The organism is Streptococcus suis, from assembly GCF_019794555.1.
Taxonomy (GTDB): Bacteria; Bacillota; Bacilli; order Lactobacillales; family Streptococcaceae; genus Streptococcus; species Streptococcus suis_AB.
Genome location: NZ_JAIMEP010000002.1, coordinates 96,041 through 117,469, shown reverse-complemented (window position 1 = coordinate 117,469; position 21,429 = coordinate 96,041). Strand labels below are relative to the sequence as shown.

23 protein-coding genes and 1 pseudogene are annotated in these 21,429 nt (G+C 39.9%); 14 read left to right on the top strand and 10 right to left on the bottom strand.

The genetic code is table 11. From position 1 onward, the window contains the following. Window positions 1-96 precede the first annotated feature (96 nt). Both K6V48_RS01375 and K6V48_RS01370 read right to left on the bottom strand, forming a co-directional pair. Window positions 97-741, bottom strand: a complete 645-nt coding sequence (locus tag K6V48_RS01375) for a prepilin peptidase (protein ID WP_222367385.1) — start codon at window positions 739-741, stop codon at window positions 97-99. A gap of 40 nt (window positions 742-781) precedes the next feature. Beyond that, the gene (locus tag K6V48_RS01370; protein ID WP_222367383.1) at window positions 782-1,600 is read right to left on the bottom strand and encodes a cation diffusion facilitator family transporter; all 819 of its coding nucleotides are present in this window, start codon (window positions 1,598-1,600) and stop codon (window positions 782-784) included. A gap of 121 nt (window positions 1,601-1,721) precedes the next feature. Between K6V48_RS01370 and K6V48_RS01365 the strand changes: the two genes are divergently transcribed. The 3 genes from K6V48_RS01365 to K6V48_RS01355 are packed head-to-tail and all read left to right on the top strand — an operon-like array spanning window position 1,722 to window position 4,832. Further along, a complete protein-coding gene (locus tag K6V48_RS01365; RefSeq protein WP_105126784.1) occupies window positions 1,722-2,240 on the top strand; it encodes a TetR/AcrR family transcriptional regulator in 519 nt (172 codons plus the stop codon). Between the two features lie 9 nt (window positions 2,241-2,249). Next, window positions 2,250-2,798 carry a tRNA 5-(aminomethyl)-2-thiouridylate-methyltransferase MnmM gene (gene mnmM / locus K6V48_RS01360; protein ID WP_171988885.1) on the top strand — a complete coding sequence of 183 codons (549 nt, stop codon included), beginning with the start codon at window positions 2,250-2,252 and terminating at the stop codon, window positions 2,796-2,798. Window positions 2,799-2,810: 12 nt separating this feature from the next. Next, window positions 2,811-4,832, top strand: a complete 2,022-nt coding sequence (locus tag K6V48_RS01355; protein WP_222367452.1) for a cation:proton antiporter — start codon at window positions 2,811-2,813, stop codon at window positions 4,830-4,832. Window positions 4,833-4,961: 129 nt separating this feature from the next. Here K6V48_RS01355 and K6V48_RS01350 read toward each other — a convergent pair whose 3' ends face one another. Beyond that, window positions 4,962-5,744, bottom strand: a complete 783-nt coding sequence (locus K6V48_RS01350; RefSeq protein WP_105126781.1) for an ABC transporter ATP-binding protein — start codon at window positions 5,742-5,744, stop codon at window positions 4,962-4,964. 134 nt (window positions 5,745-5,878) lie between these two features. Here K6V48_RS01350 and K6V48_RS01345 point away from each other — a divergent pair, with 134 nt between their 5' ends. From K6V48_RS01345 to K6V48_RS01335, 3 genes are all read left to right on the top strand, one after another. Further along, window positions 5,879-7,216, top strand: coding sequence for a hemolysin family protein (locus K6V48_RS01345; protein WP_024391192.1), 1,338 nt, complete (start codon window positions 5,879-5,881; stop codon window positions 7,214-7,216). Between the two features lie 285 nt (window positions 7,217-7,501). After that, window positions 7,502-8,293, top strand: coding sequence for a pyruvate formate-lyase-activating protein (gene pflA, locus K6V48_RS01340; protein ID WP_222367451.1), 792 nt, complete (start codon window positions 7,502-7,504; stop codon window positions 8,291-8,293). A 20-nt stretch (window positions 8,294-8,313) separates the two neighbouring features. Beyond that, window positions 8,314-9,456: a glycoside hydrolase family 3 protein gene (locus K6V48_RS01335; RefSeq protein WP_172088863.1), complete on the top strand. Its 1,143-nt coding sequence runs from the start codon at window positions 8,314-8,316 to the stop codon at window positions 9,454-9,456. 38 nt (window positions 9,457-9,494) lie between these two features. On the opposite strand, the gene K6V48_RS01330 is transcribed toward K6V48_RS01335, so the two are convergent. The 4 genes from K6V48_RS01330 to K6V48_RS01315 form a co-directional block, all read right to left on the bottom strand. Then, window positions 9,495-10,337 (bottom strand): VOC family protein, encoded by an 843-nt coding sequence (locus K6V48_RS01330; RefSeq protein ID WP_222367381.1) that lies wholly within the window; start codon window positions 10,335-10,337, stop codon window positions 9,495-9,497. A gap of 101 nt (window positions 10,338-10,438) precedes the next feature. Further along, the gene (locus K6V48_RS01325) at window positions 10,439-10,840 is read right to left on the bottom strand and encodes a nuclear transport factor 2 family protein (protein ID WP_015647222.1); all 402 of its coding nucleotides are present in this window, start codon (window positions 10,838-10,840) and stop codon (window positions 10,439-10,441) included. A 14-nt stretch (window positions 10,841-10,854) separates the two neighbouring features. Further along, a complete protein-coding gene (locus K6V48_RS01320; protein WP_222367379.1) occupies window positions 10,855-11,475 on the bottom strand; it encodes a thioredoxin domain-containing protein in 621 nt (206 codons plus the stop codon). A 166-nt stretch (window positions 11,476-11,641) separates the two neighbouring features. Next, window positions 11,642-12,181 carry an NADPH-dependent FMN reductase gene (locus tag K6V48_RS01315; protein ID WP_222367377.1) on the bottom strand — a complete coding sequence of 180 codons (540 nt, stop codon included), beginning with the start codon at window positions 12,179-12,181 and terminating at the stop codon, window positions 11,642-11,644. Between the two features lie 155 nt (window positions 12,182-12,336). On the opposite strand from K6V48_RS01315, the gene K6V48_RS01310 reads away from it, so the two are divergent. After that, entirely contained in the window at window positions 12,337-12,684 is a 348-nt protein-coding gene (locus K6V48_RS01310) for a winged helix-turn-helix transcriptional regulator (protein WP_024396792.1), read from the top strand. Window positions 12,685-12,713: 29 nt separating this feature from the next. Here the strand turns inward: K6V48_RS01310 and K6V48_RS01305 are convergent, their stop codons facing one another. Next, on the bottom strand, window positions 12,714-14,411 hold the full coding sequence (locus K6V48_RS01305) for a M3 family oligoendopeptidase (RefSeq protein WP_222367376.1): 1,698 nt from the start codon (window positions 14,409-14,411) through the stop codon (window positions 12,714-12,716). Window positions 14,412-14,547: 136 nt separating this feature from the next. Between K6V48_RS01305 and K6V48_RS01300 the strand changes: the two genes are divergently transcribed. The 3 genes and pseudogenes from K6V48_RS01300 (at window position 14,548) to nmlR (ending at window position 16,514) form a co-directional block, all read left to right on the top strand. After that, the gene (locus K6V48_RS01300; RefSeq protein WP_222367375.1) at window positions 14,548-15,483 is read left to right on the top strand and encodes a manganese-dependent inorganic pyrophosphatase; all 936 of its coding nucleotides are present in this window, start codon (window positions 14,548-14,550) and stop codon (window positions 15,481-15,483) included. Between the two features lie 43 nt (window positions 15,484-15,526). Next, window positions 15,527-16,015 (top strand): annotated as a pseudogene (locus tag K6V48_RS01295) (phage tail protein). 88 nt (window positions 16,016-16,103) lie between these two features. Next, window positions 16,104-16,514, top strand: a complete 411-nt coding sequence (nmlR, locus tag K6V48_RS01290; RefSeq protein ID WP_222367373.1) for a stress response transcriptional regulator NmlR — start codon at window positions 16,104-16,106, stop codon at window positions 16,512-16,514. Between the two features lie 12 nt (window positions 16,515-16,526). Here the strand turns inward: nmlR and K6V48_RS01285 are convergent, their stop codons facing one another. Further along, the gene (locus tag K6V48_RS01285; protein ID WP_172040910.1) at window positions 16,527-16,844 is read right to left on the bottom strand and encodes a DUF3270 domain-containing protein; all 318 of its coding nucleotides are present in this window, start codon (window positions 16,842-16,844) and stop codon (window positions 16,527-16,529) included. Between the two features lie 159 nt (window positions 16,845-17,003). Between K6V48_RS01285 and K6V48_RS01280 the strand changes: the two genes are divergently transcribed. After that, a complete protein-coding gene (locus K6V48_RS01280; RefSeq protein WP_222367371.1) occupies window positions 17,004-17,933 on the top strand; it encodes a peptidase U32 family protein in 930 nt (309 codons plus the stop codon). Window positions 17,934-18,044: 111 nt separating this feature from the next. Continuing rightward, window positions 18,045-19,331, top strand: coding sequence for a peptidase U32 family protein (locus K6V48_RS01275; protein WP_222367369.1), 1,287 nt, complete (start codon window positions 18,045-18,047; stop codon window positions 19,329-19,331). A 203-nt stretch (window positions 19,332-19,534) separates the two neighbouring features. Here the strand turns inward: K6V48_RS01275 and K6V48_RS01270 are convergent, their stop codons facing one another. Further along, a complete protein-coding gene (locus K6V48_RS01270; RefSeq protein WP_172006555.1) occupies window positions 19,535-19,891 on the bottom strand; it encodes a hypothetical protein in 357 nt (118 codons plus the stop codon). A 92-nt stretch (window positions 19,892-19,983) separates the two neighbouring features. Here K6V48_RS01270 and K6V48_RS01265 point away from each other — a divergent pair, with 92 nt between their 5' ends. Both K6V48_RS01265 and K6V48_RS01260 read left to right on the top strand, forming a co-directional pair. After that, window positions 19,984-20,199 carry a YdbC family protein gene (locus K6V48_RS01265; protein WP_024391204.1) on the top strand — a complete coding sequence of 72 codons (216 nt, stop codon included), beginning with the start codon at window positions 19,984-19,986 and terminating at the stop codon, window positions 20,197-20,199. Between the two features lie 260 nt (window positions 20,200-20,459). Beyond that, on the top strand, window positions 20,460-21,236 hold the full coding sequence (locus K6V48_RS01260) for an InlB B-repeat-containing protein (RefSeq protein ID WP_172016078.1): 777 nt from the start codon (window positions 20,460-20,462) through the stop codon (window positions 21,234-21,236). The last annotated feature ends 193 nt before the right edge of the window (window positions 21,237-21,429 follow it).

Sequence of the window (21,429 nt, the reverse complement as noted above, 5' to 3'; positions counted from 1 at the left end):
TCCTTTTGTCTTCCTAAGTGAAGACCATTCAGTTACTATTGAAACTGAACTCTAATATGCCTACTATTATAACAAAAAAATCAAGAAAAACTCTATTTAGATGCACAGAATGACGAAAATACTCGCAAGAAAAAGGAATGGTATGTAAGGAATGGATCTTGGCTTGTATATTGTAAAGACGAGTAAGCCTAAGAGTGAGCTGATTTGAATAATCCATAGGATTTCAGTCAAGCCACAAATTAGGGACAGACTAGCCAAATATAGAAAATCACCCGAACCGATATTGAGCTGCCATTTCTCTGTCAGAAAAGCCAAGGCTAAAAAGCAACAAAAGAGCCAGTTAAGCTGGGAGAGTAACAGAGCTACAAAAGTAAAAACGAGCCAGACGGCAAAAGGATATTCCTGATGCTTGATGTCGTAAATGGTCAAAACCAGCCCTGCAAGGATGAGGATGGTTTCAGTTAGGCTTAGGAGTTGAAAATGGCAGAGTAGGACAGTAAGTCCAGTTAAGAATTCTAGTCCAGCATACCAATAGGGGATTTTTACCTTGCAATAACGACATCTGGATGCGGTTGAAAGCTGAGAAAGAATGGGAATCAGGTCCCAAACCTTGAGTTGCTTTTTACAAGAACTACAATGACTAGATGGTCGGATAATGGATTGTTCAGGGAACCGGTCAATGACCAGTCCCAAAAAGGAGCCAATTGAAGCTCCGAGGAAAAATAGGATACAGATCTTCATACCTATTTATTCGTAATGAATTTGGAAAATGAAGAGAAAGTTAAACCGTTTCTATGGTAGTTTGGAGAATTCCATAGGTGAAAAGAGAATTCCGTATTCTTTCTTTGGTCTTGCCTGCCAAAGCATGGTTAGTAAGTTTGACAGTCAGTGTAGCACAATGTTCATACCCATCCATAGTCCATACTTTAAGTTGAACGATGGATTCCACATTTGGTATAGACAACAACTCAAGAGCCAGTTCATCACTCTTTATTCCAGATGGAGTTTGTTCAAGAAAGATTTTCAGTGTATTCCATGCCTTAGGAAGGGCCTGACTAAGGATAAATAGAGAAATAATGATTGAAAGTAGGGGATCAAGGAAGTACCAATCAGTGAATTGGAGAATAATGGAGACAAGAATGACCGCCAGCCATCCTAAAATATCCTCTAGAAAGTGCAAACTAAGAATGGATTCATTATGGCTATGGCCATTTTTTACAATACGGGAAGCGGCGAAATTGATGATGATAGCGATCACTCCAAGTACTAGCATTCCATCTTGGTTGACAGGTTGGGGATGGAAAAGATTGGGAATGTTTTCCACAAGAATTAGGCTAGAACCGATAATCAGAATGCTTGAGGTCAAGAGTGCTGCCAAAATATTCCATCTCTTGTAACCAAGGGGATAGGCGCTATCAGCTGGTTTATTTGCGAAGGTCTGCATCAATGCGGAGCTGCCAATGGCTAGAGCATCCCCAAAATCATGGACAGCATCTGCTAAAATGGCGCTGGAGTGAAAGAGAGCTCCAAAGATAAATTCAATGATAGAAAAACAAAGATTCAGCAAAAAAGCAATGAAAGTATTTTTACTAGACGACATGATAAACCCTTTCTATGTTATACTGTTTATAGGTTCATTATGCTATTAAATGAGCCAAATAACTAGAAACAAGTAAAACATTTTGTTTGTTTTTGAACATAATGTTTGAAATGTACGAGAGATGGATAGACGAATTGTAAAAACACGAAAGGCGATTTTTCAGGCGTTTTTGAGCCTATTAAACGAAAAAGGGTACGATGACATGCGTGTGCAGGATGTCATTGATAAGGCAGATGTTGGCCGTTCTACTTTTTACGCCCATTATGCCAGTAAGGAAGCTCTTTTGGAAGAACTCTGTCATGACCTATTTCATCATTTGTTTACAGGTCGTGAAGGTAGTGATGTAACAGTTTTGCTGGCGCATATTTTCAAACATTTTCGGACAAATCAAGACCGAGTAGCTAGCCTCTTGTTATCACGCAATACCTATTTTTTAAAGGAATTAGAGACAGAGCTCAAACACGATATTTATCCAAAAGTGATGGAAGATTACATGCAGGATAAACGGAGTCTTCCAGAGGACCTATTGCTGCATTTTGTTGTCACTACTTTTGTGGAAACCGTCAGCTGGTGGCTAAAACAACGTAAAAAGGTAGATGAAGTGACCTTGACAACTTACTTTTTGAAATTATTAGCCTAAGGAGAAAATATGCTTAGACCATTACATATGGCACATGCCTTTTTAGATGAGATTTTAACAGACCAAGACCTTGCTGTCGATGGGACTATGGGAAATGGACATGACACCTTATTTTTAGCTCAGCGAGCAGGAAAGGTCGTGGCATTTGATATTCAGGAACAAGCCTTGAACACAACGGCTGAAAAACTAGAAAAAGCTGGCTTGACCAATGCCCAATTGGTTTTGACAGGACACGAAAGCCTAGATCAGTTTGTGGATCAATGTAAGGCAGCTATTTTTAATCTTGGCTACCTACCTTCAGCGGATAAGTCAGTCATTACCTTGCCTGAAACCACCCTTCAAGCCATCAAAAAAGTCCTAGATCGACTGGTTGTTGGTGGTCGTCTTGCTATTATGATTTATTATGGCCACGAGGGCGGAGCAGTAGAAAAGGATGCGGTCTTAGACTTTGTCAGCCAGCTGGACCAGACCGTCTTTACTGCCATACTTTATAAACCGCTGAACCAAGTCAATACTCCACCGTTTTTGGTGATGATAGAACGTATCAACAACAATTAAGGAGGTGATTGTATTACAAGTTTTGTTCAAATCATTATATTTTTAATCCTATTAGTTATTTCCAATACCATTTATCGATTAAATCCCAAATTTCCACTTCCATTTATTCAAGTTTTATTGGGAGTTGGTGCAGGTCTACTATTTGGAGTCGGGAATCTCACCCTAGATCCTTCATTGTTCCTTGCTTTAGTTATTGCTCCCTTAAACTTTAGAGAGGGTCAGCAAAGTAATGTCGATGACTTGATGGAAAATTGGAAAGTTATTGCCTTCCTAATTTTTCCGTTGGTCTTTTTAACAGCCTTGGGAATCGGATCTTTGGCTGGCTACTTATTACCAGTAGAGGTTCCTCTCTCTGCAAGTTTTGCTCTTGGGGCTGCACTTGCGCCGACTGATGCTGTAGCCTTTTTAGTGTTATCAAATCGCTTTGCTTTTCCAAAACGATTAGAAACCATTTTGACCCTAGAAGGCTTGCTGAATGATGCGAGTGGACTTGTTGCGTTTGAGTTTGCTGTGCTTGCTTTGACGACAGGGAACTTTTCACTCATTAACGCAAGTGGTCAATTTGTTTGGGCACTTGTCGGTGGAATGCTCGCTGGACTTTTTCTTGCTTTTGGTCATCGTGGGTTGGTTTCATTACTTGAAAAACTGGATGCGGCAGATATTCCTGGAGTCCTGTTGCTTGAACTTTCATTACCATTACTGGCTTATTTTGTGGCTACCTCTATTGGTGGTTCTGGAATTATTGCAGTAGTCATTGCAGGTCTGTTTCAATCGAAGCAGTTGAAAAAAATGACTTTGTTTGATGCGCGTGTGAATCGTGTGAACCAAATTGTTTGGGATACTCTAAATTTCTCATTGAATGGGTTGGTTTTTCTTGTTTTTGGGTATGAATTTACTCGAATCATTCAGCCTGCTTTGAGGAATCCATTGATTAGTAATGGTCACTTGTTAGGGATAGTTATTCTCTTAACCATTAGTCTGTTTCTGATACGCTTTATTGGCTTACTCTGCTTGAATGCTTATCGAAAAGCAAAATCTTCTAAGAGTGTTTATAGTGTGCATGAGCTGGGGATTCTAACATTTTCAGGGATGAAAGGGTCGGTCTCGATTGCTACGATTTTGTTGTTACCAGAATTTGATAGCTTAATTTACAGTCTGATTCTATTTACTGTCGGAATGGTGACCCTGTTGAGTTTTTTGGTGGGCTTATTCGTTTTGCCAAGGTTTGCAAAACAGAAGTCCGAATCTCCGATTTTAGAAGGTTCTGTCCGAATCTCTATTCTGCAAGTGGTGGTAAACGAATTGGAACTAGATATTGAGGATGCCACAAATCCAAATGGTATTTACATTGTTATTGGTCAATATTATAGGCGGATAGAACATCTTCATCGCCAGCTGATGTCTGTAGACATGCGGAAAGAGGTGGCCAGTTTAAGGTTGAAATTGGTAGAAATTGAACAGAAGGGGTTAGAGACTGCATTTGCGAAAGAACACCTCAGTTTGTCTTCCTACCGTCACTATCAAAACTACTTAAGAACATTGGAACAGGATATTAATCGTGACCTGGTTCCAACCTTCAAATACTTATGGCTAATCAGTCGAAGGGTCATAAATAAGTGGTATCATGAATGGATTAGTATCGGAACTAGTTTACGGAAAAGAAATCAGGATGCGACTGCTCAAAAGAATGAGTATGATCCAGCATTGTCTGAATTATTCTTGGCCAATACCGCAGAGATTATTCAATTTTTAGAGAAAAATCAGTTGAGGTTCTCTGCTGAATACATTCAGCAGCTAAAAGAATTCTACCTATACCAAGCTCAATTGATTCATGCAGGAATCAAGGTGGAAGATGTTATCGGACGGATGAAACCCGAAAGTTTAGATGATCTGTTACGAGGGTATTATTTAGAAAGAAAAGTGGTTGCAGAATATGAAAAGTATGGTCATTTATCACAAATGGCAGCCAAGCAAATGCGGCGCAATATTAACCAACTAGAAAGTTATGCGCTGACAGAGTTTGATTCTTTTTAAATGCATGGATTTTGAATCAGACACGCGCGGGTGATAAAAAGATAAATTAGAGTATAAGAAAAGGCCTAGAACCAATGAGTGAATTTTCAGCATTCTAGGTCTTTTCTTTTCTGATTTATTTGAATTGTGCTAGTTAAGAATTGGCTTGATAAACAATCGCTCGTCTCCTAGTTCAATCAATTCAACTTGATTACCATAAAAATCACTGAGCAGGGCAGGAGTTAGAATTTCTTGTTTTGGTCCCTGTGCCAAGACTTTCCCTTCTCTTAGAAGGAGGACGTGAGTAAAGTTGTTTGTGATTTCTTCTGCGTGGTGGGTGACATAGATGATGGCAGGAGCATTTGGGAGTTGACAGATAGAATCGATATGATGAAGAAGGCGTTCGCGTGCCAATAGGTCAAGTCCAACGGTTGCTTCATCTAATATCAATATAGCTGGATCTTCCATGAGGCTTCGAGCAATGAGCAGGAGTTGGCGTTCACCCTGTGAAAGGCTCGCATAAGTCCGACCAATTAGGTGACTAGCCTTAATAGACTTAAGCATATCTTTTGCTTGGTTGAGCTCCGCTTGCCCATATTCACGATATAGGATGGAGGACTTATACTTACCTGTCAATACGATTTGTTCTGCTGTTAGGTCAATGGGAAATCGTTCTGCTAGAAAAGAACCGACCACTCCAATTTTCGTACGAAGACTGGGAATGTCACCTTTACCAAATTCAACCCCTAATACTGTCAAATCACCAGAGGTTTTCCAAAATTCTGCCATTAGAATACGCAAGAGTGTTGATTTGCCAGCACCATTGAGACCCAAAATGGCCCAACGTTCTCCTGGATGAAATTCCCAGTTTATATCTTCTAAAATTGTTTTACCCTGTCTCTTATAATAGACATGTTTCATTGAAAGAATCATTGCTTATCTCCTATTTCTTTTGATTATTGTATCATAAAAATGTCAGCAAAAGATGATTTCTAACAAGATATATGGTATATTTCAGATTTTATGGTATAATTGAAATGTTATAAATTTTATTATAGGAGAACATCATGGAAGACCCTGGTAGTCAGACCATCTATTTACAACTATTTATTTTATTCTTATTGACCTTGTTCAATGCCTTTTTCTCAGCATCTGAAATGGCTCTAGTTTCCCTTAATCGTTCGAGAGTTGAACAAAAAGCCGCAGAAGGGGAAAAGAAGTTTGTTCGTCTTTTGACGGTGTTAGAAAATCCAAACAATTTCTTATCTACGATTCAGGTCGGAATCACCTTTATTTCAATCCTTTCCGGTGCGAGTTTAGCGAATGATTTAGGGGCTGTTTTTGCAAAATGGATGGGAAATTCTGCGACAGCTCAGACAGCTGGTTACTGGCTAGCTCTGGCGATGCTGACATTTGTATCTATTGTTCTTGGTGAATTGTATCCGAAGCGAATTGCCATGAATATGAAAGAAAACTTGGCAGTTGTCACAGCACCAGTCATTATTTTTCTTGGGAAAATTGTAAGTCCTTTTGTCTGGTTGTTATCAGCTGCGACAAACTTGATTAGTCGTATTACGCCTATGAATTTCGATGATGCAGATGAGCAAATGACTCGAGATGAGATTGAGTATATTTTAACCAAGAGCGAACAGACCTTAGATGCTGAAGAAATCGAAATGCTTCAAGGAATATTCAATTTGGATGAAATGATGGCTCGTGAAGTCATGGTACCGCGTACAGATGCTTTCATGGTAGATATCGAAGATGATATTAACGTGATCATGCCAGAAATTCTTCGCCAAAATTTTTCTCGAATACCTGTTTACGAAGGGGATAAAGACAATATCATTGGCCTCATTCATACCAAGAAAATTCTTGCTGATAGTTTCACAAATGGATTCGATCAGTTAAAGATTCGCCGTATTATGCAGGAACCACTATTCGTTCCTGAGACGATTTTTGTGGATGATTTGCTGAAGTCTTTGCGAAATACTCAAAACCAAATGGCCATCTTACTAGATGAGTATGGTGGCGTATCAGGGATTGTTACTCTCGAAGACCTGCTTGAAGAAATTGTCGGGGAAATTGATGATGAAACTGACAAAACAGAAATCTTTGTGCGTGAAATTGCGGAAAATACGTTCATTGTCCAAGGCAGTATGACCTTGAATGATTTTAACGAGCATTTTGATTTGGATTTGAGTAGTGATGATGTTGATACCATTGCAGGATTTTACTTGACAGGGCTTGGAACCATTCCAAGTCAGGATGAAAAAGAAGCCTACGAATTAGATAACAATGGTTTCCACATTGTGATGGTCAATGACAAAGTGAAAAATGGCCGTGTAACAAAATTGAAAATTCTCATCACACCACTTGATGATGAGAAAGAAGAGAAGGACTAGTTTTGGTCTTTCTTTTTTTTATTCTCTTTCTAAGATCAACCTTATCATTGAGTATTGTCTTGAAAATGTGTTACACTCTAATATAGAGTTAGGAATGGCCTACGATTTTTTGAAGGGATAGAAGAGCACCTTGAATTAGTAGACACTCAAATAATGGAGTCGGGTGTGCTTGGCTTGACATATCGGATACGAAAGGATAGAGAGTTGTCGAATGAAGCAGATAGTCGATAATAGAAGCGTTTCCATTTTTGTGTTATACTAGAGGCATAAAGTTGTGAGGAAAAGATTATGACAGAGGTTGATTATCGTAAAGTAACTGGTTTGGTTCATTCAACAGAAAGTTTTGGTTCCGTTGATGGTCCTGGTGTACGTTTTGTTGTCTTTATGCAAGGTTGCCATATGCGTTGCCAATATTGCCACAATCCGGATACATGGGATTTGGTCAACCCTGCTGCGACGGAGCGTACGGCAGAGGATGTGTTAAACGAGGCACTTCGCTTTCGTATGTTTTGGGGAAAGGAAGGCGGAATAACTGTTTCTGGTGGTGAAGCTACCATTCAGATTGATTTTTTGATTGCCTTATTCACACTTGCAAAGGAAAAAGGCATCCATACCACATTGGATACCTGTGCCTTAACCTTCCGTTCAACGGAGCGATATTTGGAAAAATACAATCGTCTCATGGAAGTGACAGATTTGGTGCTTCTTGATATTAAGGAAATAAATCCTGAACAACACCGTGTTGTGACTGGACACAGTAATAAAACCATTTTGGAATGCGCTCGTTATTTATCCGACATTGGAAAACCTGTTTGGATTCGTCACGTTTTGGTACCAAATTTAACTGATCGAGATGAGGACTTGATTGAACTTGGTAAGTTTGTTAAAACATTAAAAAATGTCGAACGTTTTGAGGTGCTACCTTATCACAATCTTGGTGAATTTAAGTGGCGTGAGTTGGGCAGACCCTATCCACTAGAGGGGACCAAGCCCCCAACGAAGGCTCGAGTGGAAAATGCAAAGGCCTTGATGGAGACAGAGACCTATCAGGAGTACTTGAATAGAATTAAGGGATAATAGTGAGAGGTCTGAGATTGCTGCGAAAAAGATTTAATGTGTTAGGGACAAGTATCACTTGTCTCTTGTTTATTGGGCTTATGCTAGGCTTGTTCTTTTTGGGAAATCGAACACAAAAGGAGCAAACCAAAGTTGTAACGACATCATCTAGTCAAGAAATATCTGCTAGGGACAAAGTGATTGCAAATTATCTACATCAGATGACCTTAGAAGAAAAGGTCGGACAGATAATCTTTGCTCGAATGCCATCTACAGGACAAACTGAGGCATTGGAAACCTATCATTTTGGGGGCTATATCTTATTTGCAAGTGATTTTGAAGGTAAGACACTGGAGCAGGTTAAAGAAGAGATTGCTTCTTATCAATCACTTTCAAAAGTACCGCTATTAATGGCTTCAGATGAGGAAGGTGGGATGGTAACTCGGATTAGTCAACTTCTGGAAACACCTTTTCCATCGCCTTTGGAATTGTACCAATCTGGCGGCATTGAGGCGATTTTGTCGGACGCCAAGCAGAAGACCAGTCTTTTAAAGGAAGAAGGAATCTATGCAGGCTTCTTCCCAGTTGCGGATTTATCCACCGATCCATCATCTTTTATCTACGACAGGACCATTGGACAGGATGCGAAAACCACCGCAGACTATATTGGTCAATTGGTCAAATTGTTAAAGCAAGAACAGTTTACTTCGACTTTGAAACATTTCCCGGGTTATGGGGACAATGCAGATTCGCATACGGATTTGGTCTATGACAATCGTAGTTTAGAAGAATTACGGGCTAATGATTTTCTTCCGTTTAAGGCTGGTATTGAAGCAGGAGCTGATTCCATTATGGTCAGTCACAATATCGTACCTGCCATTGATAATGTCCCATCATCCATTTCACCTGAAATCAATAAAATCCTTCGGAATGAGCTTGGTTTTGAGGGTGTCATTATGACGGATGATTTTGATATGCAGGGCTTGGTCCAATTTGTAGATCAAGATACAGGTGCCTTGCAGACCATTCAAGCTGGGACAGATATGATATTGTCTTCAAGTTATACTAGTCAAATTCCTTATATTATCGAACAAGTAAAGGCAGGAACTATTACAGAGGAGCGGATTGACCAATCCGTCAAACGGATTTTGGGAATGAAATATGATATTGGCTTAATCAAATAAACGAAGAAAAGGAAGTGCTAGATACTTCCTTTTTCGTATTATTCTAAAACAAGCTTAGTTTTTATGCCATCCACATCGACAAAGGCTGCGCTATTGTCTAGTCTTTGAAGGTTTAAGTTTGCAGCAATGGCACGATTCAAGGTTGCTTCAAATACTTCTGGATTGGAATAGATGACAGTATAGTAGGCAAGACCTGGCATGCCTTCTTGTCTGGTTTTCAGATTTTTTCCTCCCCATTCATTGACAGCTAGGTGGTGATGGTAGTCGCCAGAAGCTAACCAGGATGCAGATGGGACGGAGAATTTATCCTCGATAGCTAGGACCTCTTGGTAAAATCGGCTAGAAGCAGTGCTTTCTCGGACAGATAGATGGACATGGCCCATGCGACTGCCAAGGGGCATCTGATAGGCTGCGTCAGCTTTTTTCCCTAAAGCATAGATCGTTTCAGCATCCATAGGCTCAGTGATGCCAACAATTCGTCCATCTGGGCGGACATCCCAAGAGTCTTGCGGGAGGTCGCGGTAAATTTCGATGCCGTTACCTTCGGTGTCGGCTAGGTAAATGGCTTCGCTGTAACCGTGGTCGCTGGCGCCTTGGAGGGGAATCTTATTGTCGATAAAGTGGCGGAAAATGGTCCCAAGGTCCTCTCGGCTAGGTAGGACAATGGCCAAGTGATAGAGACCGTAGCTGTTGTGGACTTCGTCTTTCTGCTCTGTCTGAATCAGGCGGACAAGGGTGTTTTCTTCAACACCAAGGTCAATCTGTTTAGGGCTTTGGGAGAGAACTTGGAGCCCCAAGACTTGTTGGTAAAACAGGCTTTGGAGTTCCAGATTGTGGACATTGAGGGCGACGTGGCCCAGTTCAAATTGGGAATTGTACATAGGAATACCTGGCTTTCTGATACAATTTATAGGAATTTTCGAGTTACTTAGTATCTTTTGGTGAAGTAATGTGTGACGAATAGACTTTTGAAAATTGATTTTTATCTCATAGCTTTCTCAACAAGTGCGCTATCTACGATTTGGATAAAGTGTGTAATTCTATTTTCAGCATTAAAATCGTAAATATGGACAAAGTCTGCTTGAAAGGATTTCTGAGTAAGGTTGTAGGTCCCCTTGTAGTAGCCATAAACCATGACACGGTTTCCTGAAAAGGCGTAATCAACAGGTGTGGCACTATAATTGGTCCATTCAGAACCTAGTCTTGCATGGACGTTTTCAATCACTGCATCTGGACCGATATAGGTACCAGCATAGGGAAAGCCTGCAGCTTCTGTCCAAGAGATATCAGCAGCCAAATGGCTTTTGAAATCTTCTATTCGACCTTGAGCAGTAGCTAGATAAGTCTCTTCTAAAATATTTTTATATAATTGATTTTTTGACATAGGTATTTTCTTTTCTATTGAGCAACTGCCTCTTGGAAATTTTTTTCCAAATCGTCTACTGTGCGAACTTTATTGATAAGATTAAAGAAGTTTCCGTCTTTTTCGAGTAACAAGGTTGGGAAAGAGGTTACCCCCATTTCATATGCCTTGATAAAGTCTAGGTGTAGATTTTCTGGTTGATTCAAGATGCCTGATAGTTCTTCCATAGCCTTTGTAGGTAACTGATAGGTACCGATTAGGCTAGTGTAACTGTCTGCTTGACTGAGGTCTAACCCATCTTCAAAAAATAAGGCTTGAATGTCTAATGTTAGCTGAGCATGGTTAGGTGTCTCAACATAGTTTTTCAAGACTGAGTAGGCTCTAGCAGGACCAAGGGAGTCCATGGTAAAGTCCTTATCCTTAAACAATTGATTGTAGTTATCGCCAAAAGACATTTGGTAATAGCTTTCGATTTGTTTGTTGATAGTCTGTGCCTGCTGGAAATCAACCATTTTCTTTTTGTTATCGCCGACAAACAAGCCTCCGTTAATGACCTCTATTTCTATATCAGGATGGTCTTGCATGAATTTTGTGAAAATGTGGTTAAAGCCATAGGTCCAACCACAATAAGCATCGATGATGTAATATAGTTTCATTTTAATTTTCTTTCATCTTATTTTCTTGGTTTTGATTAGAATTTACCATTGCTATTGGAAGTTTTGGAATCTTCCTCGATTGGCACAACAACATCCCAGAGTTCTGCAATTTTATCATCTTCAACTCGATAAAGGTCATAGAAGGATGTATATTGACCTGTAGAATCTAAGCTTCTAACAAAGCTTGAGCTTGCGCTTGCAGACCAGCGATGGCTTCCTCTGACAATACCAACCGTCCAGTTCCCCATGCTTCTGGGTTGACGGTAGTCCCTGTAAACTCACCAACAACTTGCATACGAACAAACGGTAGGAGTGCCTGGTAGCTAGCAAACATTGGCTCGTGTCCAGCATTGGCAACAGATGATACAGTAACAATTTTGTCTTGTAGTGCAGATGGGCCACGTGTTTCTGACAAGTCTAGGGCACGGCTGAGCCAGTCAATCAAGTTCTTCACAGTACCTGGAATAGCAAAGTTGTAAACTGGTGAGAAAATCCAGATAGCATCTGCAGCCATAACCGCATCGCGTGCAGCTTGGACAGCTGGCAAGACTGGTGTTTCAAAATCTTGGTTCATAAGTGGGATTTCTTTATAGTTAAGATAAGATACAGTTGCTTGACCTTCTAAGATGCTTTCAGCCTGTTTAGCCATTTGGTGGTTGAATGAACCTTCACGTAGTGAACCGACGATAAATAGAATGTTTTTCATGATGTTATACCTCTAAAAATTTTTTCTTTTCTGCTTTCGCAGTTTATGGTATTATTGTAACAGGTACTAAAAATATTACAAGTACGATTTTTTTGAATAGTCACTATCTTTTTGTGAAGTAATGTGTAGTATCAAGGGAAAATAAAGGAGAAATTATGGCAACTTTCACACAACATACGGTTCCGGAGTGTCCTTATGTGACCACTCAGAGCGTCTTATCTGGGAAATGGAGTATCTTATTACTACATCATATCGAAGAAGGTCCCATTCGGTTTAATGAAATGCACCGTCGATTGACAGGCATTTCCCAAGCAACCCTGACCAAGCAGCTGCGCCAGTTGGAAGAGGACGGCCTGATTGTCCGCAAGGTTTATGCACAGGTTCCGCCAAAAGTAGAATATGAACTGAGCGAGATTGGTCAGGAATTCAAGATGGTTCTTCAACAAATTGAAGTCTTCGGTGATAAATACATCAACTTCATCAAATCAAAAAAATCTGAATGAGTCATTTGATTCATTCAGATTTTTGCCTTTTATAGTTCGTCATCCTTAACAGCGTCTAACCAGCTAGCAGCAGCTTTGGCGGTGCTTTCAAGGGCACCTTCTTTGAACGGTGATTGGAGGTTTGCGGCTTCAACCACTTGCAAGAAGGATTTGGTGCCGCCCAAATCACAGATGCGGATGTAGTCTTCCCAAGCATTTTCATCGTGATCTACCTGCGTACGTTTCCAGAATTGGAGGGCACAAACTTGGGCCAAGGTATAGTCGATGTAGTAGAATGGACTGGCAAAGATATGCCCCTGACGGTACCAGAAGATACCACGGTTGAGGGCTTCTGACTCAGAATAATCACGGTCTGGCAAGTAGAGGTCTTGGAGTTTTTTCCAAGTCGCCTTACGTTCAGCTGGTGTCATCTCTGGGCGTTCATAGACTTCGTGCTGGAAGTGATCCACCAAGACACCGTAAGGCAAGAAGAGAAGGGCACTTGCCAAGTGGGTGAATTTGTACTTATCCACTTGTTCCTTGAAGAAACGGTCCATCCACGGCCAAGTCATAAATTCCATAGACATGGAGTGGATTTCACAGGTTTCATAGGTTGGCCAGACAACTTCTGGACTTTGGATCCAACGGGAACGATAGACTTGGAAAGCGTGACCTGCTTCGTGGGTCAAAACATCAATATCACCGCTGGTTCCGTTGAAGTTGGAGAAGATAAATGGGCTCTTGAAGTCAGGGATATAGGTACAGTAGCCACCGCTGTTTTTGCCTGGTTTTGCGACCAGGTCCAAGAGCTCATGCTCAATCATGAAATCGAAGAACTCGCCTGTTTCTGCGGACAATTCGCGGTACATGTCTTGGGCTTGGCTGACGATAAAGTCAGGATCACCTTGAGGAACAGCATTTCCATCCAAGAACTCAAGGTTGAGGTCATAGTGTTTGAGGCTTGGCACCTGCAAACGATTGGCTTGGCGTTGACGCAGATTTTGTACAATCGGTACGATGTGCTTGAGGATTTCTTCACGGTACACCTTGACCATGTCACGATTGTAGTCGAAACGGTTCATCTTGAGGTAGCCGTATTCCACATAGTCTTTGAAGCCAAGTTTGTGGGCAATTTCCGTGCGGACCTTGACCAATTCATCGTAAACACGGTCAAAATCAGCTTCCTTGCTTTCAAAGAAGGCAGTTGTGGCAGCAGACGCAGCCTTGCGAACTTCACGGTCGGTTGATTGACCGAATGGCCCCATTTGGGCCAAGTTGTAGGTCTGACCTTGGAAATCAATCTCTGCCCCAGCAATCAATTTGCTGTATTCATCGGTCAATTCGTTTTCCTTTTGGAACAAGGGAATCACATCAGATGAGAAAGTCTTGAGCTTGTTCTCTGCCTGCATGAAGAAAGTTTCAGGTAAAATATCTGCCAATTCAACCTTGTACGGTGTTTGGACAATGACACGATAGTAGTTGGTTGTCAACTCTTCAAATAAAGGATAATACTCGTTCCAAAATTTAGTTTCTTCGTTGTAAAACTCATCGTTCATGTCAATGGTATGACGGATCATCCAAAGATTGTACTGGGTATTGATGAGGTTGAGTAATTTTGTAACAACTGCCACAAGTGTGCGAGTTGTTTCCAAGTCACTTGCCTGAGCCAACTGGTCTGTCAAGTCAGAAAACTGAGCCTTGATAGCTTCATAATCTGGACGGACATAGGTATATTCAGAAAATTTCATAGAGTTCTCCTTTTGCATTGTTACCTTCTATCTTACTCTTTTTGAAAACGTTTGGCAAATCCCGACCCGTCCATGTTCACAAGTCTTTCTATTTATGGTAAAATGTAGAAGATTATTAGTAAATGAGGTTGTAGACATGTCTAAATTTTTAGTTTTTGGTCACCAAAATCCTGATACAGATGCTATTGCATCATCATACGGTTGGGCTCATTTGGAGCGTGAAGTGTTTGGTCGTGATGCGGAAGCTGTAGCATTAGGAACACCAAATGAAGAAACTGCTTTTGCGCTTGAGTATTTTGGAGTTACTGCACCACGCGTGGTTGAGTCTGCTAAGGCAGAAGGTGTCAACCAAGTCATCTTGACAGACCATAATGAATTCCAACAATCGATCGCAGACATCAAGGAAGTGGAAGTAGCAGCTGTTATTGACCACCACCGTGTCGCAAACTTTGAAACTGCAAATCCATTATATATGCGTTTGGAGCCAGTAGGTTCAGCATCATCAATCGTTTACCGTGCCTTTAAAGAAAACGGAGTAACACCTCCAAAAGAAGTAGCTGGACTTCTTCTATCAGGTTTGATTTCAGATACCCTCTTGCTTAAATCGCCAACCACTCATGCAACAGATCCACAAGTAGCAGCTGAATTGGCGGAAATTGCTGGAGTGAGCTTGGAAGAATACGGCTTGGCACTCTTGAAAGCTGGTACCAACCTTGCTAGCAAGTCAGCAGAAGAATTGATTGATATCGATGCAAAAACCTTTGGTTTGAACGGAAATGACGTGCGTGTAGCCCAAGTCAATACCGTTGATATTGCAGAAGTCTTGGAACGCCAAGCAGAAATCGAAGCAGCTATGACAGCAGCATCAGCAGTAAATGGCTACTCTGACTTTGTTTTGATGATTACAGACATCGTTAACTCAAACTCTGAAATCCTTGCGCTCGGTAGCAACATGGACAAGGTAGAAGCAGCCTTCAACTTCAAGTTGGAAAACAACCACGCTTTCCTTGCGGGTGCCGTCTCACGTAAGAAACAAGTGGTGCCGCAATTAACAGAAGCGTTTAACGCGTAAATACCTAGCACCTTCGGGTGCTTTCTTTATTGAAAGGAAACTCATGTCATATACAGTAAATTTTAAAGAAGTAGAGACGACAGGCTTAGAGGCAAGTCCAGTCGCAGAAGTCTTGGCAGGTCTGCGTGCCAATGAAGCCCGCTATTTCTGGAACAAATACAAGCAGGAGTTCGTGGTCTATACACCAGAAGAGAAGCCTGAAATCCTGCCCTTTATCGAGAAAGTATTGGCAGACTCCTTTTGCTTTGATAGTCACTCCCCTGACTATCAAACTCCCCTATACTCCACTCAATGTCGCTCAGCTTGAGGTGGATGGCATTCTCTGGTCAATTGTCATTTATGACAATGGCCTGGCTGTCAATGTCCTCTATACGCTTGAAGAAGGTGGCAAACGAGCGGTCGGTTTCAAATTGTCAGACGGCATTGAAATACCAGAAGAATTTGAAGGAAAATTCAAGTTTGCCCGCCAACGCTCTAAACTGGCAGGCGAAATTCGTGGCACTTTTTTGTTGTCAAGGGTGATTATTTATAGGGTAGTAAATCTGGGGAAACCCAGATTTTTTCTCATATACTTGACTTAAAGGTATATAATAGATATACAAAACTAAGGGAGGGTGAATATGAACATTAAAGAAGTTTGTGAAGTGACTGGTCTATCAGCTGATACCATTCGTTATTATGAGCGGATAGGGCTTGTTCCCAAAATTGCACAAAAATCTTCTGGAGTGAGGGACTTTGCGGAAAATGATATAGCCATCTTGGAATTTGTTCGCTGTTTTAGGACTGCGGGTATGTCGATTGAGCGGTTGATTGAGTACATGGGCTTGGTGCAGGCTGGAGATAGTACAGTGGAAGCTCGGATCGATTTACTAAAAGAAGAGCAGGAAGAATTGCGGTCACGATTGGTGGAAATTCAGGAAGCTTTAGACCGTTTGGATTATAAAATTGAAAATTATCAAACCATTTTAAGAGGAAAAGAAAGTGAATTGTTTGATGAGGGAAGAAGGGCAAGCAAAAAGAGCGGGGAATAATCCTCCGCTCTACTATTTTTTGTTCTGTTTACGTGTCTGTTTCGGTCTAAATTTCTTTTTAAGTCCAATCTGAATTAAACGAAGCCCGATAAAGCCTGTTACACTTGCTAAGGTAAGTGCGACAAAAACCGGCATACCTAAAGACAGGTAAATATAGCTTGAAATCACTGTTAGTAAGCTAAACAAAACAATATTGACAAAAAATACTAACTCTTTAACGCGATAATTCTTAGTATTTCTTGCTTGATAAGTTTGGTAAGTAGCTTGTTTCTCTTTCGGGATATACTCTTCGTACTGGTATTCATGGGACTGATAGTGTCTTTGTGCCATATCGTCTCCTTTACTGCTCCATCAAGCATACCATAACATTACTGTGTTTTTATGACATTTATGTTACAAAAATATTACAAGGAACAAATTAGAAAAGTCTGAATATTAAAATCAACTAGTTGGTTATCAGAAATTTTCATTTTTGATATAATTATCTTTATGAAGAAAATTACCATTACAGCAACAGCTGAAAGTATTGAACAGGTCAAAAAACTGTTAGTAGCAGGCGTTGATCGTATTTATGTAGGTGAAGAGAATAACGCTCTTCGTATTCCAACAAATTTTTCATATGATGAACTGAGGGAAATTGCAGAGCTTGTACATGGAGCGGGTAAAGAATTAACAGTCGCCGCCAATGCATTGATGCACCAGGATATGATGGATCATATCAAGCCTTTTATGGAGCTCATGCGTGAGATAAAGGTTGATTACTTAGTAGTTGGTGATGCGGGTTTATTTTATATCAACAAGCGCGATGGCTACAATTTTAAACTAATCTATGATACATCAGTTTTCGTTACCTCTAGTCGTCAAATTAATTTTTGGAAAGATCACGGAGCTGTAGAAGCCGTTCTGGCACGTGAAATTCCATCTGAAGAGCTTTTTGATATTTCTAAAAATTTGGAAATTCCAGCGGAGGTATTGGTTTATGGTGCGTCAGTCATCCACCATTCTAAACGAACTCTGTTACGAAATTATTATAATTTTACAAAGGCTGATGAGACTGATTTATCGCGTCAACGCGGTTTGTTTTTAGCAGAACCTGCTGATCCAGAGAGTCATTATTCTATTTTTGAGGACAAACACGGTACTCATATTTTTATTAACAATGATATTGATATGATGACTAAGTTGGCAGAACTTTATTCACATGGTTATTGCAATTGGAAATTAGATGGTATTTTTTGCCCGGGTCAAAACTTTGTTGAAATCGCGAAATTATTTGTTCAAGCGAAAGAGTTGCTAGAGCAAGGAACTTTTACTTACGATCAGGCCTTTCTTTTGGATGAACAAGTTCGTAAACTCCATCCAGCTGAACGTGGTTTGGATACTGGTTTCTATGAATTTGATCGCAATAAAGTCAAATAAATTTAAGATTTGATTTCCTATCCTAACAGAGCTGATAGATCTAATAAGCGAAGATCTAATCTCTGCACAGGTTTTCAATCATAAACCATCGTTAATAGAAAGAAGTTAATTATGTCAAAAACACTGAAACGTCCTGAGGTCTTGTCACCTGCTGGGACTTTGGAAAAATTGAAGGTAGCCATTGATTATGGTGCTGATGCTGTTTTCGTTGGCGGTCAAGCTTACGGTTTGAGGAGCCGCGCTGGAAACTTTAGTATGGAACAGATGCGGGAAGGGATTGAATATGCCCATGCTCGTGGAGCCAAGGTTTATGTGGCTGCCAACATGGTAACTCATGAAGGAAATGAAGCAGGTGCAGGAGCTTGGTTCCGTGAATTGCGGGATATGGGCTTGGATGCTGTCATTGTATCTGACCCCGCCCTCATCGTGATCTGTGCAACAGAGGCACCGGGTCTTGAAATTCACTTGTCTACACAAGCTTCGTCGACCAACTACGAAACCTTTGAATTCTGGAAAGAGTTGGGCTTGACCCGCGTTGTTTTGGCTCGCGAGGTAACAATGGAAGAAGTAGCGGAAATTCGCAAACGTACAGATGTTGAAATCGAAGCCTTTGTCCATGGTGCCATGTGTATTTCTTATTCAGGACGTTGTGTCCTATCTAACCACATGAGCAAGCGAGATGCAAACCGTGGTGGGTGTTCTCAGTCATGCCGTTGGAAATACAATCTCTACGACTTACCATTTGGTGAGGAACGTCGTTCGATTAAGGGCGAAATACCAGAGGAGTTCTCCATGTCTGCGGTGGATATGTGTATGATAGACCATATCCCAGATATGATTGAAAATGGTGTCGATAGCTTGAAGATTGAAGGCCGAATGAAATCAGTTCATTATGTATCAACTGTTACAAACTGCTATAAAGCAGCCGTTGATGCTTACCTAGAAAGTCCAGAGAAATTCGAAGCCATCAAACAAGACTTGATTGATGAGATGTGGAAGGTTGCACAGCGTGAATTGGCGACTGGATTTTACTACAGTCCACCAAGTGAAAATGAGCAACTCTTTGGAGCTCGTCGTAAAATTCCAGAGTATAAGTTTATTGGTGAAGTCGTTGCATTTGATAAGGATACGATGACTGCAACTATTCGTCAACGTAATGTGATCAATGAAGGTGATCAGGTAGAATTTTATGGACCTGGCTTCAGACATTTTGAATCAACGATTCAAGATCTGCATGATTCAAATGGTGATAAAATCGACCGTGCCAATAAACCAATGGAATTATTGACCATTAAACTAGACCGTGAAATCTATCCTGGTGACATGATTCGTGCTTGCAAATCAGGTTTGATCAATCTTTATCAAGAAGATGGACAGTCAATAACTATTAGAGCATAAAACATTCAAAAAAGATCCGCAACCATTCCAGTTTCGATATCTAGGATGTGTCCGTCGAGCATCGTTGTGGATTCCCGTCAGAATCATTGACTAGTGGGAATGGGAGTGTTCATCAAAATGACCTATTCTCTACTTTTGATATTCATTGAGTATGAGATATATCAACAAAAAAACGCATATCATCAACGTTTTCCTGCTTGATTTTATGCGTTTTTTCTATTTCCGGTATGTTGCTCAGTTTTTTTCTCTTGTTGTTGGGATGTTTTTACACTTTCTGGAACAAGGGTAATTTTCTGGATGTCTTCTAGATTTATAATGCTGGTCACCTGGCGCTTGAAATTTTTCATAATAATCCGTTGGCGTTCCCTATCGTATTTGACGATGTCTCCAGTAAAACTGCGGTTCCCGTAGATGACATGGATAGAAGCATTCTTGTACAAGGCAAGTTCTATATTATTTTTTATTTCTTCCTTGCTATCTGGTTCAATAGCCTTTGAAGCTCTGCTATTGCCTAAAAAGATAGAGGCATGTTCCAAAATGACTTCGATAAATCTCTTCATGGCATAATCCTTTCAAACTTGATATAATCATATTATCCAATTTTTTAAAAAATGACAAGTTTTTTCGAATAGATGATTGAAGGAGGTCACAAATGGCAACATTTACTTTTGAAATTGAAGAAAAATTATTGGTCCTATCTGAAAACGAGAAGGGATGGACCAAAGAGTTGAATCGTGTATCTTTTAATGGTGCACCTGCAAAATACGATATTCGGACTTGGAGTCCGGACCATAGCAAGATGGGAAAAGGGATTACTCTAAGCAATGAAGAATTCCAGGTTCTTCTAGATGCATTTGCCAATAAATAAACGAATGAAGCCTACGCGAAGAAGGAGTAATTCTACAAAGTGAATAATGATGAGAACATTATGGATTAAATTATGTATCCATAATGTTTTTTTATTTGAAATTCGGATAAACATAACTAATTTAATATTTTTTCGATATTCAATAAAATTTATAAAAATTAGGAAAAAAAGTATTGACATTTGTAAGCGATTGCAATAAAATTAACTTAACTTAAACGTTTAAGTTAAGTTAGAAAAATATTTATATCCGAGGTGGTATCATGAAAAAATGTCTATATTTTTTGACTATTGCAGCACTTTCTTTAAATTTGGTTGCCTGCACACAAGCTTCCCAAGAAGCAAATTCGACTAATTCAGTTGTTTCTGAAGTTTCAACCTACAAAGTTACTTACTATGACAGTGATGGCACAACAGTTTTAAAAACTGAGCAAGTAAAATCAACAGGAGATATACTAAAATACACTCCTACAAAGGAGGGAAAAACCTTTGTTGGATGGTATGTAAAACCAGATTTTTCACGAAAATTTACTGAGAGTAGTAATCTTACTAGTGATTTATCCTTATACGCTGGTTTCTCAGCTTATAAAGAAGATACTCGGAGTTTTATTGTTGTAGGAAATGGAAGTAGTGAGATTCTTAAAGAATCAAATTGGGGGGCAAACGTAAGTGATAAGCATAAACTCGTAAAAGAGGAAAGTAACGAAAGCAATATTTATTCGATTACAATGAATTTAGAAGAAGGCGACGAATTTCAATTTGCAATAAATAGTAGTTGGGAAAATCAAAGAGGGTTTGGATATTTGGAGACAATTGAGAAAGATGGTGTAACTTATTTTGAAAATTCTGGGGGTCTTGGTGAAACTTCAAGCAAACGGTCGAATATTAAGATTGCAAAATCAGGAACATATACATTTACTTTAATTACACATCCTGCTGAAGATACTTATGACACTGAAAATTCCGAATATACAGAAGCAAAGAAAGAATCCTTTAATATAAATAATTTTGATACGATTGCTTGGACGTATGAAAACTAGTAAGTTTAAAAAATAAATTAGATTATCTAACCGTTTGTGAAATTTAAAAAAAGCGAGTTTTTTCAACAAGATAAAAAATTTGTTGAAAAACTCGCTGACACAGGAGTGAAGGAATTTTTAAGGGAGAAAATTGTTTCATAAATAGTTAGAGTTAGTACAATAAAAAAACAAAATGGTGGTGTTTCATATGTCT